17 protein-coding genes are annotated in these 16818 nt (G+C 72.4%); 6 read left to right on the forward strand and 11 right to left on the reverse strand.

Features of this window, described 5'->3' with window-relative positions:
* Positions 1-51: 51 nt before the first annotated feature.
* From AC1DQC_RS06680 to AC1DQC_RS06705, 6 genes are all read right to left on the reverse strand, one after another.
* Positions 52-393 carry a YciI family protein gene (locus tag AC1DQC_RS06680; RefSeq protein ID WP_477050438.1) on the reverse strand — a complete coding sequence of 114 codons (342 nt, stop codon included), beginning with the start codon at positions 391-393 and terminating at the stop codon, positions 52-54.
* 93 nt (positions 394-486) lie between these two features.
* On the reverse strand, positions 487-1485 hold the full coding sequence (locus AC1DQC_RS06685) for a hypothetical protein (protein WP_477050439.1): 999 nt from the start codon (positions 1483-1485) through the stop codon (positions 487-489).
* A 65-nt stretch (positions 1486-1550) separates the two neighbouring features.
* Complete coding sequence (locus tag AC1DQC_RS06690) at positions 1551-2180, reverse strand: response regulator (RefSeq protein ID WP_477050440.1); 630 nt, start codon at positions 2178-2180, stop codon at positions 1551-1553.
* A complete protein-coding gene (locus tag AC1DQC_RS06695; protein WP_477050441.1) occupies positions 2177-3415 on the reverse strand; it encodes a sensor histidine kinase in 1239 nt (412 codons plus the stop codon). Before AC1DQC_RS06695 ends, AC1DQC_RS06690 begins: the two co-directional genes overlap by 4 nt.
* A gap of 2 nt (positions 3416-3417) precedes the next feature.
* A complete protein-coding gene (locus AC1DQC_RS06700; protein ID WP_477050442.1) occupies positions 3418-4164 on the reverse strand; it encodes an ABC transporter permease in 747 nt (248 codons plus the stop codon).
* Positions 4154-4897: an ABC transporter ATP-binding protein gene (locus tag AC1DQC_RS06705; protein ID WP_477050443.1), complete on the reverse strand. Its 744-nt coding sequence runs from the start codon at positions 4895-4897 to the stop codon at positions 4154-4156. Before AC1DQC_RS06705 ends, AC1DQC_RS06700 begins: the two co-directional genes overlap by 11 nt.
* Positions 4898-5106: 209 nt before the next feature.
* Here AC1DQC_RS06705 and AC1DQC_RS06710 point away from each other — a divergent pair, with 209 nt between their 5' ends.
* Both AC1DQC_RS06710 and AC1DQC_RS06715 read left to right on the forward strand, forming a co-directional pair.
* Entirely contained in the window at positions 5107-6069 is a 963-nt protein-coding gene (locus AC1DQC_RS06710; protein ID WP_477050444.1) for a formylglycine-generating enzyme family protein, read from the forward strand.
* A gap of 137 nt (positions 6070-6206) precedes the next feature.
* On the forward strand, positions 6207-8573 hold the full coding sequence (locus AC1DQC_RS06715; RefSeq protein WP_477050445.1) for a sulfatase-like hydrolase/transferase: 2367 nt from the start codon (positions 6207-6209) through the stop codon (positions 8571-8573).
* A 350-nt stretch (positions 8574-8923) separates the two neighbouring features.
* Here the strand turns inward: AC1DQC_RS06715 and AC1DQC_RS06720 are convergent, their stop codons facing one another.
* Positions 8924-9667, reverse strand: a complete 744-nt coding sequence (locus AC1DQC_RS06720) for an MBL fold metallo-hydrolase (protein ID WP_477050446.1) — start codon at positions 9665-9667, stop codon at positions 8924-8926.
* Positions 9668-9677: 10 nt separating this feature from the next.
* The gene (locus AC1DQC_RS06725) at positions 9678-9848 is read right to left on the reverse strand and encodes a hypothetical protein (RefSeq protein WP_477050447.1); all 171 of its coding nucleotides are present in this window, start codon (positions 9846-9848) and stop codon (positions 9678-9680) included.
* A 181-nt stretch (positions 9849-10029) separates the two neighbouring features.
* Between AC1DQC_RS06725 and AC1DQC_RS06730 the strand changes: the two genes are divergently transcribed.
* From AC1DQC_RS06730 to AC1DQC_RS06740, 3 genes are all read left to right on the forward strand, one after another.
* Complete coding sequence (locus AC1DQC_RS06730) at positions 10030-10797, forward strand: DinB family protein (protein WP_477050448.1); 768 nt, start codon at positions 10030-10032, stop codon at positions 10795-10797.
* Between the two features lie 135 nt (positions 10798-10932).
* Positions 10933-11700 carry an SDR family NAD(P)-dependent oxidoreductase gene (locus AC1DQC_RS06735; protein WP_477050449.1) on the forward strand — a complete coding sequence of 256 codons (768 nt, stop codon included), beginning with the start codon at positions 10933-10935 and terminating at the stop codon, positions 11698-11700.
* Positions 11701-11780: 80 nt separating this feature from the next.
* Entirely contained in the window at positions 11781-12200 is a 420-nt protein-coding gene (locus AC1DQC_RS06740) for a hypothetical protein (RefSeq protein ID WP_477050450.1), read from the forward strand.
* Between the two features lie 27 nt (positions 12201-12227).
* On the opposite strand, the gene AC1DQC_RS06745 is transcribed toward AC1DQC_RS06740, so the two are convergent.
* Complete coding sequence (locus tag AC1DQC_RS06745; RefSeq protein ID WP_477050451.1) at positions 12228-12830, reverse strand: DoxX family protein; 603 nt, start codon at positions 12828-12830, stop codon at positions 12228-12230.
* 207 nt (positions 12831-13037) lie between these two features.
* Between AC1DQC_RS06745 and AC1DQC_RS06750 the strand changes: the two genes are divergently transcribed.
* Positions 13038-13913 carry a universal stress protein gene (locus tag AC1DQC_RS06750; protein WP_477050452.1) on the forward strand — a complete coding sequence of 292 codons (876 nt, stop codon included), beginning with the start codon at positions 13038-13040 and terminating at the stop codon, positions 13911-13913.
* A gap of 152 nt (positions 13914-14065) precedes the next feature.
* Here the strand turns inward: AC1DQC_RS06750 and AC1DQC_RS06755 are convergent, their stop codons facing one another.
* On the reverse strand, positions 14066-15121 hold the full coding sequence (locus AC1DQC_RS06755; protein ID WP_477050453.1) for a zinc-dependent alcohol dehydrogenase family protein: 1056 nt from the start codon (positions 15119-15121) through the stop codon (positions 14066-14068).
* Positions 15122-15197: 76 nt separating this feature from the next.
* Positions 15198-16766 (reverse strand): GAF domain-containing sensor histidine kinase, encoded by a 1569-nt coding sequence (locus AC1DQC_RS06760; protein ID WP_477050454.1) that lies wholly within the window; start codon positions 16764-16766, stop codon positions 15198-15200.
* Positions 16767-16818 lie beyond the last annotated feature (52 nt).

Genomic DNA, 16818 nt, shown 5'->3' on the forward strand with positions numbered 1-16818 from the left:
CGTCTGACGCGTCGGCCGACCCGTGCGGCCGACGCGTCAGACCTCGGGGACCTACCTGACGACCCGAACCTCCTGGGGCCAGCCGCACCCCTCGGCGACCCTGCCCGCCCACATCTTGGCCGTCTCCAGGTCGGGCACGTCGATGACGGTGATCCCGCCCAGGTACTCGGTGGTCTCGGTGTAGGGGCCGTCGGTGATCACGACGGTCCCGCTCGTGGCGTCGGCGCTGAACGCGTCCGCCATGTCCTCGTCGAGCCCGCCGGCGAAGACCAGCACCCCGGCGGCCTCCATGTCACGCACGACTGCGGTGCTGGGCTCCACGCGCGTCTGGAACCACTCGGCCGAGTGGTCTCCGACCCACTGCTGCTGGAAGTAGATGGCGTACTGCGTCATGTCGCTCCTCCTGTGCGGCTGCTCCGTGTGCCTGTCACCACTGTGACGGACGAGCCTCGCCGAAATCGACAGCTCGGTCGAAGAGAACGCGTCCTAGGTCCGGTCGCCTGCGAGGCGGTTGCGGCGTTCCTCCTCGCGCTTCGAGTAGGCGGCTGCTCGGACCGCTTCGTCCGACTCCAGGCCGCTGCCGAGGCCGCCGCCGACGGTCGCCGCCGACGCGACGAACCAGGCCAGCACGAAGAGGTCGCCGTATCCGAGCGAGGAGTCGAGGTAGCCGCTCATCACGCCCGGGTCGAGGACGAACAGTGCCCAGACGAGGTTCACCAGGTAGAGGCCGACGTAGCAGATCAGGACTCCGGCCGTCAGGGTCATGACGGTCGACGTGTTGTAGAGCCGGGACCTCTCCCGGGCCTCGGCCGAGCCGTCTTCCGGGCGGTCCCACAGACCGGCGTCGATCACCAGCCACCCGACGACGGCCGCGATGGAGACGATGGTCGCGATCGTCAGACGCCACCACGACAGGGAGCCCGCGAGGAGCCACACGGTGGAGTTGATCGTCGCGACGGCGCCGGTCGCGAGGGCCGCGACGAGCGCGGACTTGAGCCCCGGCACGAGGAGCCACGGGCGATTGGCGAGCACCATGCCCAGAAGAAGTCGCGAGCGGCCGGTGCGGCGGGGGAGCGGCAGACGGTGCTCCTCGGGAGTCGCCGTGTCCGCCATCCCGCTCACGAGCTCGCGAACCGCGTGGCGCGTGCGTGCGTGCATCCGGAGCCCGCCGAGCGCCGGCAGCGACAGCACCGCCGTCCGTCGGCCCGGATCCGTCATGACCAGCATGTACGTGCCCTCGTCGTCGCGGATCGGCAGCTCGGTCAGCCCGACCACCAGATCCCACCCGCGTTGCCGCGCGTGGTCCTGCAGCCGCTCGATAGCGGTGGCGACGTCCTCGGACCCCGTGGTGAACGGCTCGCTCACGACCTCGACGTCCCACGGGCCCTGGCCGTTCCCCGATGGCGCTCTCAAGTCGCTCATCGGGCGGGCGATGTCGGTGGGCGCCGCGGGGTCGGCCATCAGGCCGACGTGGATCGGCTTCATCCCGGCAAACTACCCGGCCCGGCTCAGCCAGAGAATGTCAGAGCGGCGCGGCCCTGCGGGCCCGGTCACCCCTTCGGCGTGAACAGTCCCCGGTGGAACGCCTCCGCGACCGCGGCGGCCCGGTCGCCGACGCCGAGCTTCGCGTAGATGGTGAGCAGGTGCGTCTTGACGGTCGCCTGGCTGATGAACAGCTCCGCCGCGGCCTCCTGGTTGGTGCGACCCCCGGCGACCAGCTCGAGCACCTGGAGCTCCCGCGGGCTGAGCGGGCCGGCCGCCGGCGTCCGCACGCGGTTCATCAGGCGTCCCGCCACGGCGGGCGCGAGGACCGACTCGCCGCGCGCGGCGGCGCGCACGGCGCGGAGCAGCTCGTCGCGCGGCGCGTCCTTGAGCAGGTAGCCGGTCGCACCGGCCTCGATCGCGGGCACGACGTAGCTGTCGGTGTCGTACGTCGTCAGCACGAGGACGCGGCTCGCCACCTTGCGGCGCGTGAGCTCGCCGATCGCGGTGACGCCGTCCCCGTCGGGCATCCGCAGGTCCATGAGGATGACGTCGGGGTCGAGGGCGACGGCCAGGCGGACGGCCTCGGCGCCGTCGCCGGCCTCCCCGACGACCTCGAACTCAGGGTCGCTGGCGAACATGCCCGTGAGCCCGTTGCGGACGACCGGATGGTCGTCGACCACCAGCAGCGTGATCATGCGGGGACTGCCGCGGAGATGGCCGTGCCGGTGCAGGCCTCGGACTCGACCTGCAGGGTGCCGGAGAGCGCCTCGATCCGTTGTCGCATGGCGACCAGTCCGAAGCCTCCGGCCGACGCGGGAGGACGGACCGGGTCGAACCCGCGGCCGTCGTCGCGGACGTCGAGCGCGACCTGGCCGTCGAGGTAGGAGAGCGTCACGCCGACCCGGCCGGCGTCGGCGTGGGCGGCGACGTTGGCCAACGCCTCCTGAGCGGTGCGCAGGAGCGCGAGCTCGGTCGCGGGACGCAGCGGCCGTTCGTCACCCGTGGTCGTCACCTCGACCGGGATGCCTTCCCGGCTCGACCAGGTGCGGACGACGGACTCGAGGGCGTCGCCCAACCGGGCCTCGCGCAGGGCCTCGGGACGCAGCGCCTCCACCGATCGGCGGGCTTCGACCAGGCTCTCACGGGCCAGCCGGGTCGCGGCCGTGACGTGGCGGTGCCACCGATCGGGGTCGTCGGCCGCCTGCTCCGCGGCCTGCAGCTGGGTGACGATGCCGATCAGGCCCTGCGCGAGGGTGTCGTGGATCTCGCCGGCCATCCGTTGCCGCTCGTCGCGCACCCCTGCCTCACGGGCCTGGGCCAGCAGGCGGTCGTGCAGCGCGGCGTTCTCCGCGAGCGTCACCTCGAGCGCGCGATGGGACGCCTCCAGCTGTGCCACCGTCCGTTCCCGCTGGTCACGTGCCTCGTCGTTGCGCCAGTCGAGCCAGGCCCACGCGCAGAACGGCACCACGTTGATCGCGATGATCCCCGCGTGCAGCGCCCAGCCCGCGGCGTCCGACGCGGGGATGCCCGATGCCTGGGCGACACCCGCGACGAAGGCGACGGATCCGACGCCGACCAGCCGCCAGGGCCACGGCAGCAGACCGAACGCGAAGAGGTAGGCGGCCGGCGTGACGAAACCGAACGCCGGTTGTCGCAGCACGAGCACGAGCAGGATCGCGACGAAGCCCGTGAAGAAGATCGCCATCGGCACACGCCGGACCCGCCACGACGGGTGCAGCGTGTAGAACCACAGGACCCAGAGCGCAGCGAGCAGGCACAGGCCGAGGTTGGCGCGGGCGGCGTCGTCGGGATGGGGCAGGGACGTGACGGCCCCCACAACCGCCAGCAGCGCGTACGGCGCCACGCTGACGACCGGCAGGAGTCGTCTCGCCGTGTCGTCCATGACCTCCATGGGCATGGGGTGCCGCATCACTACTCCCATCGGAACAGCCGGATCCCGAGCGCGGCGCTGACCACCGCGTAGCCCGCCAGCAGCGCGAGCTGCCCGGATGACGGCCATTCTCCCTGGGTCGCCTCGCTCAGAGCCTGGACCGCCGCGCCCAGCGGCGTCGCCTCACTGACACGTCGAAGCGTCTCCGGCATCGCGGCGAGCGGCAACCAGAGCCCGGCGAAGAAGGTGAGCACGTAGAAGAGCAGCGACCCGGCGGCGTTCGCGGCCTTGGCGGTCGGCGCGACCGCGGCGACGAGCAGCCCGATCCCGATGAGCGCGAGCGCGGCGAGCACCGTGGTCAGCGCGAACGCGACGGGGTCGCGGGGCAGCGGCACGTCGAACGCGATGCGCGCGACCGCGAGCAGCAGCGCGACGGCGACCAGCGCCGACCCGAAGCAGACGACGAGCTGCGCAATGAGCACGCGTGCCGGGCCGACGGGAGTCGTCCGCAGGCGGCGCAGGACGCCCTGCTCCCGGTAGCCGGCAAGCGTCGGCGGGACCGTGTTGAGCGAGAGCATGGCGACGACGAAGCACACGAGGATCGGGACGTACACGACGAGCAGGGGCTGGCCGTCGAACCCGTGGGAGGGGTCGGTGAAGAAGTCGAGGTTGCCGAAGATCGACAGCAGCACGACGGGGAACGCGAGCCCGAAGACGGGGCCGGTCTTGTCGCGCAGGAACAGGACGAGCTCGGTGGCGGTCAACCGCCGGACGGCCTCAGTCGACATCGGAACCCTGTCCCGTCAGCGCCACGAACGCGTCTTCGAGGCTGGCCCGCTCGACGCCGAGGTCCCGCGCGGCGCGCGCCGCCAGCGCGGCCGGGCTGTCGACGGTCACCACGCGGCCGCGGTCGATCACCGCCACGCGGTCGCAGAGCCGCTCGGCCTCCTCCATGAAGTGGGTGACGAGGACGATGGTGACGCCGCGCGCCCGCACCTGCGCGATCAGCCGCCACGCCTCGCGGCGGGCCCGCGGGTCGAGGCCCGTCGTGAGCTCGTCGAGCACCGCGACCCGCGGGTTGCCGACGAGCGCGAGAGCGATGGACAGCCGCTGGCGCTGGCCGCCCGAGAGCTTGCCGAACCTCGTGCGACGGACCTCGTACAGCCCGAGGGCGTGGAGCAGGTCGTCCGCATCAGCGGGCTCGCGGTAGAACGACCGGTACAGCTCGAGCGCCTCGTCGACGCGCAGCCGGTCCTGCAGCCTTGCGTCCTGCAGCTGGACCCCGAGCTGCTGCGTGAGCTCCGCCCGGTCCCGACCCGGGACGAGCCCGAGCACCCGGACCGACCCGCCGTCCGGCTGCCGCAGACCCTCGACGCACTCGACGGTGGTCGTCTTGCCCGCGCCGTTCGGGCCCAGGATCCCGAAGATCTCGCCCTCGTCGACCGCGAACGAGACGTCGTCCACGGCGACCATGTCGCCGTACCTCTTGTGCAGCTGCTGCACCTCGATCACTGATGTCATGCGTCCACGGTGCCCAAGGGCGTGCCCGGCCCACATCGACCAGCCGGCCGCTGTGCCGGTGGACCTGTGCCTCCACCGATCGGTCGAGGGTGCGGGCTGGATGCAGGGGTTCGGAGCTCCTCGGCCAGGTCCACGACGTTCTGGAGGCCGCCGGGCGCCGGTGAGCCGCCATCGACCCGCTCGGGGCGGCTTGCCGCAAGGATAGGGCCGTGACCATCGAGCATCCGTGCTGCGCTCCGGGCGCCCCGCACTCCCACGTCCCGACGTCGCTCACCTTGGGTGCTCCCCGCGTCTCGCGGGAGGGCACGGCCGCTCTCCGTACGTCCGTCCTGGACAGCATGGTCGAGGTTCCCGGCGGACAGTTCGTGATGGGGCACGACGGTCCTGACGGCTACGCGTCGGACAGTGAGGGACCGGCTCACGTCGTCGATCTGCGGCCGTTCCGGATCATGCGCACCGCGGTGACCAACGAGCAGTTCGCGGGGTTCGTGGACGCGACGGGCTACCGGACCGAGGCGGAGGCGTTCGGCTCGTCCTTCGTCTTCGCGGGTCTGCTGCCGGACGGTTTCCCACCCACGCAGGGCGTCGCCGCGGCGCCGTGGTGGCGGTTGGTCGAGGGCGCGGACTGGCGACATCCGGAGGGACCGCAGTCGGACGTCCGCGACCGCTCGGACCACCCGGTTGTGCACGTCAGCTGGTCCGACGCCTCGGCGTTCGCCGCCTGGACCGGCGCCCGCCTGCCGTCCGAGGCGGAGTGGGAGCGGGCGGCCCGCGGCGGCCGCGAGGGCGCGCACTACCCGTGGGGTCACGAGCGCGAGCCCGGTGGAGAGCACCGGATGAACGTGTGGCAAGGGGTGTTCCCCGGTCGGAACACGCTCGACGACGGCTACCTGGGGACGGCTCCTGCGGGCGCGTTTCCTCCGAACGGGTACGGGCTGCACAACACCACGGGCAACGTCTGGGAGTGGTGCCACGACTGGTTCGCCGTCGACTCCTATCGCAAGTCGCCGGTCACCGACCCGGTGGGACCCTCGGACGGCACCCAGCGCGTCATGCGAGGCGGGTCGTACCTGTGCCACGAGTCGTACTGCTTCCGGTACCGCGTCGATTCCCGCAGCTCGAGCTCGCCCGACTCCTCCGCAGGCAACGTCGGCTTCCGCTGCGTCACCTGACGGGGGCGGGATCACCCGGGTGAGCCGTCGCCCGGGTGAGCCTGGCGACCCGGCGACGACACAGCATGAGCGGAAGGAGACCGTTCGTCGCCCCGCGGGCACATCTGTCCCGCCCCGCCTGGAGGAGCACACCCGTCATGACTGTCGACCGACACGCGCGTGGGACGCTGCCCATCCCGGACCGGCCGGCTCCCGGCCTCACCACGTACGACGCGAAGGATCCCGACACGTCGTTCCCGCCCATCGAGCCGCTGCGGCCCCCCGAGGGTGCGCCCAACGTCGTGATCGTGCTGCTCGACGACGTCGGCTTCGGTGCCTCGAGCGCGTTCGGTGGCCCGTGCGCGACGCCGACGGCCGAGCGGCTCGCCGCCGGAGGGTTGAGGTACAACCGGTTCCACACCACCGCGCTGTGCGCTCCCACCCGGCAGGCGATGCTCACGGGGCGCAACCACCACTCGGTCGGCATGGGGAGCATCACCGAGACGGCGACGTCGGCGCCCGGCAACAGCTCGCTGCGCCCGAACACCAAGGCTCCGCTGGCCATGACGCTCAAGCTCAACGGGTACTCCACGGCGCAGTTCGGCAAGTGCCACGAGGTCCCCGTCTGGCAGTCGTCGCCGATGGGTCCGTTCGACGCATGGCCGTCCGGCGGTGGGGGCTTCGAGACGTTCTACGGGTTCATCGGCGGGGAGAACAACCAGTGGGACCCGGCGCTGTACTCGGGCACCACGCCGGTCGAGCCACCTGCGACGGCCGAGGAGGGCTATCACCTGACCGAGGACCTGGCCGACCACGCCATCAGCTGGGTGCGCCAGCAGAAGGCCCTCATGCCGGACAAGCCCTTCTTCGTCTACTTCGCCCCGGGCGCGACGCACGCGCCGCACCACGTCCCACCGGAGTGGATCGAGAAGTACGCCGGGCAGTTCGACGACGGGTGGGACGTGCAGCGCGGGCGGACGTTCGCCCGGCAGCAGGAGCTCGGCGTCGTCCCGGAGGGCACCGAGCTGACCGCGCGGCACGCAGAGATCCCGGCCTGGGACGACATGCCCGACGAGCTCAAGCCCGTGCTGGCGCGCCAGATGGAGGTCTACGCCGGCTTCCTCGAGCACACCGACCACCACGTCGGTCGGCTGATCGACGCGCTCGAGGACCTGGGGGTGCTCGACGACACGCTCGTCTACTACATCATCGGCGACAACGGGGCGTCGGCGGAGGGCACGGTCAACGGCGCGTTCAACGAGATGGCCAACTTCAACGGCATGGCGGCCCTGGAGACGCCCGAGTTCCTGCTGAGCAAGATGGCCGAGCTCGGGTCGCCCTCGTCGTACAACCACTACGCCGTGGGCTGGGCCTGGGCGATGAACTCGCCCCTCCAGTGGACCAAGCAGGTGGCGTCGCACTGGGGCGGCACGCGCAACGGGACGGTCGTGCACTGGCCGGCGGGGATCACCGAGACCGGGGGGCTCCGGACGCAGTTCACGCACGTCATCGACATCGCCCCGACCATCCTGCAGGCGGCGGGACTGCCGGAGCCGACCACGGTGAACGGCGTGCAGCAGTCTCCGATGGAGGGCACGTCGATGCTCTACACGTTCAACGAGCCCGACACCGCGGAGCGGCACGACCTGCAGTACTTCGAGATGTTCGGGAACCGCGGGATCTACCACCGCGGCTGGAGTGCCGTGACCAAGCACAAGACACCCTGGGTCATGGTCGGGGGGAACCTGGCGGCATTCGACGACGACGTCTGGGAGCTCTACGACGGCAGCACCGACTTCAGCCAGGCGCGCGACGTCGTCGCGGAGCATCCGGAGATGCTGGCGACGCTGCAGCGGTTGTGGCTGATCGAGGCCACCAAGTACAACGTCCTCCCGCTGGACGACCGCACCGGCGAGCGCCTCGAGCCCTCGATGGCCGGGCGGCCGACCTTGATCCATGGGAGCTCCCAGCGGTTCTTCCCCGGCATGGGACGGCTGTCGGAGAACAGCGTCGTCAGCATCAAGAACAAGTCGTTCTCCGTGACTGCCGAGGTCGAGGTGCCCGAGGCCGGGGCACAGGGCGTCGTGATCGCGCAGGGGGGCCGGTTCGGGGGTTGGAGCTTCTACGTGAAGGACGGCAGCCTCACGTTCCTGTACAACGTCCTCGGCATCCATGAGTTCTCGGTGGTCGCTGACCGGCCCGTCCCGGCCGGCACGCACCAGGTGCGGGTCGAGTTCGCCTACGACGGGGGAGGCCTCGCCAAGGGCGGGGACGTCACTCTCTTCCACGACGGCGAGCCGGTGGGCGGCGGGCGCGTCGCCATGACGCAGCCGATGGTCTTCTCGGCCGACGAGACGACCGACATCGGCTACGAGTCCGGCACGACGGTCAGCGCCGACTACACGGCCGCCACCAGCCGCTTCACGGGGAAGATCCACTGGGTGCAGATCGACCTCGGGGACGACGAGCACGACCACGTCATCGATCCGGACGAGCGGATGCGGGTCGCGATGGCGCGCCAGTAGGCGGACCGTGCTCACGCGCTACGTGCCAGGTCGGCCGCGAGCCCGAGCTCGGCGACCGACTCCGTTCGGCAGCACGTGGACGGTCACGCTGTACCGCACGTCACCCCACCGGGCCTTGCCGCGCACGCCGACACCGGGCGACAGCGACCGCACGGCGAGCTCGCCGTGCCGCAGCTAGCAGGCCGCGCGCAGGAACGGGTGCCAGACGGTGAGTGGGATCCCGGGCGCAGTCGGTGCCGATGATGAGGTCGGTCGTCACAGCGCCTCCGCTCGACGAGCCCTGGCCGCCCGCTCGAGCCTCACAGCCGGGATCACACGACGGCGGCCGGCACGCAGCGCGTGGTGCGGGTTCAGTGCGCTCCCCGACGACGAGCCTCGTCGACCGCCGACGCGACGCCCGCGGTCCACGGCTCGCCGTGGCCGGGCAGGACCGACCTCGCCCCGGTCGCGGCCAATGCGTCGAGCGAGGCGAGCGCCTGGCGACTGTCGGCCGTCGCGGCGCCCGCCACGATCTGCGGGCCTCGCGCGCCGGTGTARGGATCGAGTGTGACCAGCGCGTCGCCGCTGAGCACGGTGTCGCGGCCCGGGAGGTGCAGGGCGCAGTGGCCGGCCGTGTGCCCGGGCGTCGGCACGACGACGGGGGAGCCGGGAAGGTCGAGCTCCCGGCCCGGCGGCAAGGGCTTCAGCCCCCGGACCCCGGGGACGCGCAGTGCGCCCGCGACGGCCATCGCGGTCAGGATCCGCAAGGCGCGCGGGTGCCGGATCGGGTACGCGGCCCGAGGATTCTCGTGCGCGTACTGGTACGGGTGCTCGGCGATCGTGAAGTCGTCGACGTGCGCCCAGACGGCGACCCCGCGTGCGGTCTGCGCGCGCGCCGCGAAGCCCAGGTGGTCGAAGTGGGCGTGCGTCAGCACCACGGCGGCGACGGACTCGGGGCGCAGGCCGTGCTCGCGCAGGGCGCCGGCGAGCAGCGGCCACATCGCGGGCAGCCCCGCGTCGACCACCAGCACCCGGCCCTCCTCTTCGACCAGGTAGCAGCTCACGAACGCGTGATCGAGCCGGTAGACGCGGTCGGCGACCTCGGAGGTGATCATCGCGCGCCGCTCAGGACCCCGGCTCGGCGTCCTCGACCGCGTCGGGGTCCTCCTCCGGCTCGAACGTGGACGGCTCTCCGGCCGAGATGCCGACGCCGCCGTGCTCCGCGAGCTCCTCGACGTCGGTGTCCTGCTCCGCACCCGAGGGGGTGCCGGTCTGGTCAGGTAGGGACTCGCTCATCGCGCACCTCGAGATGTGGCGCCGAGGGCCCCGCTGCCTGAGTCCGTGAGGCGGGACGTCGCATCGGCTCCGCACGCCTGTCGTCGATGATCCGCCCGCTGGCAGGGGCTCGCGACCGCAGGGGCTCTGTCGTCGACGCTGCAGGGGCCGCGTGTCGTACCTCGGTCCTACGGTGCGAGGCATGGACTTCGACGATCAGCAGGGGACGGTGCTCGAGAACGTCGACATGACGGGCTCCCGGTTCAGCAGGGTCGACTTCACGGGCTCCACGTTCCGTGCGGTCGCGCTGCACGGCGTGGTCATGCGGGACATCGAGGTCTCGGGCACGACGATCGACGGCGAGATCGAGAGCCTGGTGGTCAACGGGGTCGACGTGGTGCCTCTGGTCGAGGCCGAGCTCGATCGCCGACATCCCGAGCGCGCGCTGTTCAGCCCGATCACGGCGGACGGCTTTCGCCAGGCGTGGGACGTGAACGAGCGGCTGTGGGCGGAGACGGTGGTCCGGGCACGCGCGTTGCCCGAGGAGAAGCTCCACGAGTCGGTCGCCGACGAGTGGTCCTTCATCCAGACGCTCCGGCACCTCGCCTTCGCCTCTCAGGCGTGGGTCGGGCGGGGAGTGGTCGGCGACCCGAGGCCGTGGCACCCGTTGTCCCTGCCGTGGGACCAGATGGAACCCCGGGACGGCGTCCCGCACGACCGGGAGGTGCGACCGGCGCTGGACGACGCCCTCGCGGTGCGCCTGGACGCGATGGCCCTGGTGCGGGGCGTCGTCGACGGCCTGACGGACGAGCAGCTCGACGTGCCCGGCGAGCCGCTGGTCGGTCCGGGGTGGCCCGACGAGGGCGAGGTCCTGACCCCGCGACAGTGCCTCCGGGTCGTGCTCAACGAGGAGTGGTGGCACCGGAGCTACGCCGAACGCGACCTGGCCGTGCTCGAGGAACGGGACTGACGGCTCGCCGCCGGTGAGTCGTCGTCCGTGTGGTCGGAAACCGCCCCGAACGACGCCTGGCGGGTGTACTCAGGTCGTGCGAGCGGCGCGAGACCACTCCGCCGCCAGGACACTCACGACCGGAAGGCGAAGCCCATGAGCACCATGGATCGGTTCTCTCTCGAGGGACGCGTCGCGGTGGTCACCGGCGGCACGCGCGGGCTCGGTGAGGGGTTCGCCGGTGCCCTCGGTGACGCCGGAGCCTCGATCGCTCTCGTCGGCCGCGACGTTGACGCGGCGGCTGGGGTCGTCGCCGACCTCGAGTCGCGCGGCATCGACTGCGCGTTCTTCGCCGCCGACATCACCGAGCGCGCGAACGTCGAGAACGTCCTGCAGAGCACGCTGGCGCGCTTCGGCCGGGTCGACATCCTGGTCAACAACGCGGGCACCTGCGTCCACGCGCCCGCGCTCGACGTCACGCCCGAGGAGTGGCGGCGCGTCATGGACGTGAACCTCGACGCGCTGTGGAGCTGTTCGCAGGTCTTCGGGCGGACCTTCGTCGACCAGCGCTCGGGCGTGATCATCAACATCGGCTCGATGTCCGGCCTGATCGTCAACCGGCCGCAGTGGCAGCCCGCCTACAACGCGTCCAAGGCGGCCGTGCACCACCTGACCCGCAGCCTCGCGGCCGAGTGGGGACCGTACGGCGTCCGGGTCAACGCCCTCGCGCCCGGCTACATCAAGACCGAGATGTCCCCGGTCGACGACCCGGCGTACCGGCAGAACTGGATCGACGACGCGCCGATGCAGCGCTACGGCAGCGTCGAGGAGCTCGCGCCCGCCGTCGTGTTCCTGGCCAGCGACGCGTCGTCGTTCGTCACGGGCTCCGTCCTCGTCGCCGACGGCGGGTACACCGCGTTCTAGCCGGGCACACGTGAACGGCTCCGGCACGCCAGGACCTTGTGCCCTGGCCCGAGCGCGCGGTTCCGCCACAGGCTCGAGACGTGAGGACACGACAGAGCACCGCCGCCCGACGCTGGAGCCTGGTCCTCGAGGGCGCGACCGCGGCCGGGGCGGTCGCCGGCGTCCAGGGCTTCGTGTCGGGCCAGTTCGAGCCGCTCGTCGCCCAGCTGCCGTTCGTCGAGGGGCCGCTGCTGCCCGCGGCCGCCCTCGCGTCGTGCGTGGCCGTGCCGCAGGCTGCCGCGCTCGTACTGGGCCTGCGCCGATCCCCGCGAGCACCGCGCGCCGCGCTCGGGGTCGGTCTCGTCCTCACGGGCTGGGTCCTCGCCCAGCTGCCGATGATCGGCTGGGGGTCCCCGGTGCAGTGGGTGTTCTTCACCGTCGGACTGGCCGAGGTGACCGCGGCGAGCCGGTGGCTGAGGTCGTCGACGGTGCCGGCACGTGCGGGAGCGACGCCTCGCTGATCGAGACGCCGCTCCGGGTCGTGCGGATCAACGCAGCCAGCGGAACCGCTGGACGAGCGGGAGGCGCGCCCACCGTCGGCCCAGGCCCCAGGTGTCGCCCGCGAACAGCGTCGCGCACACGATGAGGACCAGCGCGTAGATCACGTGGTAGTCCACCAGGGGGTTGGTGGACCCCTGCAGGAGGGGCCACTCGGCGGCCCACATCAGGGCCATCAGGACGGAGCCGGCCACGGCCGAGATGCGCAGTCCGATGCCGAGCATCACGGCGACGCCGACGCCCAGCAGGCACAGCATGAACAACCAGTCCGTCGCCACGCTCGCGGTCGACGCGAAGGTGTCCTTGAGCGGCCCGACCGTGCCGAACTGCATGAAGCCCTGGCTCGGGGCTCCGCCGTTGATCCACGCGAGGCTCGGGTCGCCCCCCGCGACGGCGGCGCCGGTGCTGTAGTGCAGACCGAAGGTCTTGTCGAGGAACGCCCACAGGAAGATGAACCCCGTAGCGAGGCGGGTGGCGGCGAGCCAACGGCGGCCCGTCGCGGACGTCACGACGTCGTCCTCGACGAGGACGGCGGGATGCACCGAGGTCCTGGCCTCGGGATGGATGGTGGCCATGGCCCTGCTCTCCTTCATGTGCGGGTCCCTCGAAGGGGACCGGGTGGGGAACTCCGATGAGTTCACGGTGTCGCGCACGGCGAAGGCCGACACAGGGCCGAAGGTCCCGCGTCGCCACTCCTGATCAGGGACCGAGGTCCTAGGACGGGGAGCCGGCGGCCGACGACGCTGGAAACCAGCGCGGCCGACGCTGTGGCGCGGACGCGAGGAGCGAGGAGGCGCCTCATGCGCACCGAGGGACCGGTGGTCGTCGCACTCGACGGCTCGTCCCGTAGCCCGCACACGCTCGAGTGGGGCGTGGGGGAGGCGGTCCGGCGCCGGGCGGACGTCCTGCTGGTGCGCGCGGTCGACGACGCCTGGCAGGCGACGGCCTGGAGCTGGTACCCGATCGTCGGCGGCATCGAGGCGGACGGCGAGGTCGAGCAGTACCTCGAGGACCAGCGGGCTCGGCTCGAGGCGCGTCATCCCCGGCTCGCGGTGAAGGTCCGGGTGACCCATGGGCACGTCGTGCCGTGCCTGCGGCAGATGAGCCAGGACGCGCAGCTGGTCGTGGTCGGCGCGAACCTCCCGTCCGGCCGAGGACAGACCGGGTCCACCGGGGTGCACGTCGCGGCGCACGCCCGCTGCCCGGTCGCCGTCGTCCGGTCCGACCCCGCCCACCCCACCGACCCGGGCGCACCGGTCCTGGTCGGCGTCGACGGCTCGTCGTCGTCCGTCGCGGCCGCGCACACGGCCGCGCACCAGGCATGGATGCGCGGCCGGTCCCTCACCGTCGTCCACGCGCGCCCGATGATCCCGGACCCGTTCGGGCGCGGGAGCGTGCCGCCGCTCGCGACCGACGACGAGAACGACCCGACCCACAAGGCGGCCCTGCTGGTCGCCGACTCGCTGCGCGCCGAGAATCCCGGGCTCGGCGTCGAGCTGGCGCTGGTCGACGACGACCCTGCCCACGCGATGACGGGTCTGGCTCGCGGCGCCGCCCTGCTGGTCGTGGGGTCACGTGGTCTGGGCGGCTTCCGCGGCATGCTGCTGGGTTCGGTGAGCGCCGCCGTGGTGCGCGAGGCGACGTGCCCGGTCATGGTGGTGCACGACGACGGGTGACACGACGTGTCCCGGGGCGGCCGCCACCGGTGCGATGCAGGTGACGGATCGCCTCCTGGCGTCGGTACCCGAGCCCTGGACGATCGGCAGGGTGTCGAGGTCGCCGACGCAGAAGGACCCGGCTCGACGAGAGCCGGGCCCTTCGCGCGTCGTCAGCGGGTCAGGACGACCTTGAGCGCCTGGGTCTGCGCCGCCTGCCCGAACGTCCGGTACGCGTCGAGGATGTCCGACAGCGCGAACCGGTGGGTGACGAAGGCGTCGACGGGCAGCTTGCCGGCCGCGACGAGGCGCAGCAGCATCGGCAGCGTCGTCGTGTTGACCAGGCCGGTCGTGATCGTCACGTTCCGGATCCAGAGGTCCTGCAGCGCCAGCTCGACGGGCCGGCCGTGGACGCCGACGTTCGCGACGTGCCCGCCCGGGCGGACCAGCTCGGTGCACATCGTGAACGTCTCGGGGATGCCGACGCACTCGATCGCGACGTCGACCCCGGTGCCGTCCGTCTGCGCGAGGACCTGGTCCTTCCAGTCCGGGTCGGAGGGATCGACGGTGAGCGACGCGCCCAACCGCTTGGCGACGTCCAGACGGTGGTGGTCGCGGTCGATCGCGACCACCTGAGCAGCGCCGTAGAGCCCGGCGGTCGCGATGGCGGCGAGCCCGACGGGCCCAGCACCGACCACGGCGACGGTGTCGCCCGGTTGGACGCCGCCGTACCGCACACCGATCTCGAACCCGGTGGGCAGGATGTCGGACAGCAGCACCGCCAGCTCGTCCGGCACGCCCGGCGGCAGGTGGTGCAGCGAGCTGTCCGCGAAGGGGACGCGCACGAGCTCCGCCTGGGTGCCGTCGATGAGGTGGCCGAGGATCCATCCGATGCCCGACGCGCCCTCGGCAGCGAGACAGTGCGACGGGTTCTGGGCTCGGCAGTAGGCGCAGACGCCGCAGCCGCTGATGCAGGAGATGATCACGCGGTCGCCGGGCGCGTGGCTGCGGACGCCGTCGCCGACCGAGACGACCGTGCCGACGCCCTCGTGCCCGAGCACCCGGCCGTCCGTGACCGCGGGGACGTCGCCGTGCAGGATGTGGAGATCGGTGCCGCAGATGGTGGTGGTGTCGATCCGGACGACGGCGTCGGTCGGCTCGACCAGGCGCGCGTCCGGGACCTCCTCCCAGGCGATGCTGCCGGGACCGTGGAACACGAGCGCCTTCATGGTGACTCCTCACCTCGACCGCGTCGGGCACGGTTGCCCGCGCACCTCCACGGTCGCCCCCGCCGGCGCCGGCCCGTCAGGGTCGATGGTCCCGACCCGGCAGCGGCACCGACCACTGCACGTGCGTGCCCCCGTCCCGCAGCGCGGTGAGGCGCAGCGTGCCGCCACGGACCGCAGCCCGGTGCTCCAGGTTGCGCAGGCCGCTCAGCGCGGCGGCCTGCGCCGGCATGCCGACGCCGTCGTCCTGCACCTCGACCACCAGGTCGGGGCCGACCGAGACGCGGACCACCACCTCGTGCGCGCGGGCGTGCCGCGCGACGTTGGCGAGGGCCTCTCGGACCACGGCGACGGCGTCGTCGCCCACGTCGTCGGGGACGGTGGCCGTGACGCCGTCGGTCCGGAGGTGAGGGAGGAAGCCGAGGCTCTGCCGGGCGTTGACGACCTCGGTGTCGATCCGCTGCCGGAGGCCGATGTCCGCCGACCGCCCGCGCGCGCCCAGCCGGAAGATCGTGGTCCGCACGTCCTTGATCGTCTCGTCCAGGTCGTCGACGGCCGCGTCGAGCCGGTGCGCCACATCGGGCCGCACCGCGTCCTGGGCGGCGCGCTGCACGTCGAGCCCGATCGCGAACAGCCGTTGGATGACCATGTCGTGCAGGTCCCGCGCGATCCGCTCGCGCTCCTCCAGCACCGCCAGGCGGGCGCGGTCCGACTGAGCCTCCGCGACGTCGAGCGCGAGCGCGAGCTGCTCGCCGAAGCCGACGACGCTCGGGAGGCTGAGCGGCGGACCGCCGGGTGTGCTCTCGACCGGCCACGAGAGCTCGAGGGCGCCCACCCACCGCTCGCCGACCCGCAGCGGCAGCGTCAGGACCCAGACCGCGTCCGGGGCGTCCGGCGAGGTCAGCCGGCGCACGTTCGCCCCGCTCGCGGTGAGGTCTGCCGAGAGGGCGTCGGGGAGGTCGTCGAGGTCCTCATGAAGTCGGGCGACGGGGGCGCCCGCGCTCTGCCGGACGCGTGCCAGCACCGCGGTGACCGCCTCGTCACGAGGTATCCCGCTGGTCAGGGTGCCTGTGCACGCTGCGGCTGTCTCCAGCCACTTCTCGTGGTCGCGGACGAGCCGGTACGCGCGAGTGTGGTCCACGGCGACACCGGCGGCGGCGGCCAGAGCGACGGCGACCTGCTCGTCGCGTGCCGTGAAGTCGGCGGGTTCGCCGCCCGGGCCGGCCTTGTCGGTGAGGTAGAGGTTGCCGAAGACAACCCCCCGCGCCCGCACGGGGACGCCGAGGAACGTGTGCATCGGGGGGTGGTGCGCGGGGAAGCCGGCCGACGACGGGTGCTGCGCCAGGTCGTGCAGGCGCAGCGGCTGCGGGCTCGAGATCAGGTGCCCGAGCACGCCTCGCCCCTCGGGCAGGTGGCCGATCCGCTCCGCGGTCTCGGGATCGATGCCGCGGTGCACGAACTCCTGGAGCCCGCCGTGCGGGGCGAGCACGCCRAGCGCACCGTAGCGGGCGCCCGTCAGGCGGCACCCTGCCGCGACGAGCCGGTCGAGGACGGTCGCCATGTCGAGCTCGGCGGACATCGACACGACCGCGCCCATCAGCGCGTCGAGGCGCTCGTCGGTCGTCGCGTCGGTCCCGTCGAGACCCATGCTCGGAGCATAGGACCGCGGCCGGGCACCCCGAGGAGGTAGGGCCTTTCGG

Source organism: Cellulomonas sp. P4_H12 (assembly GCF_056400905.1).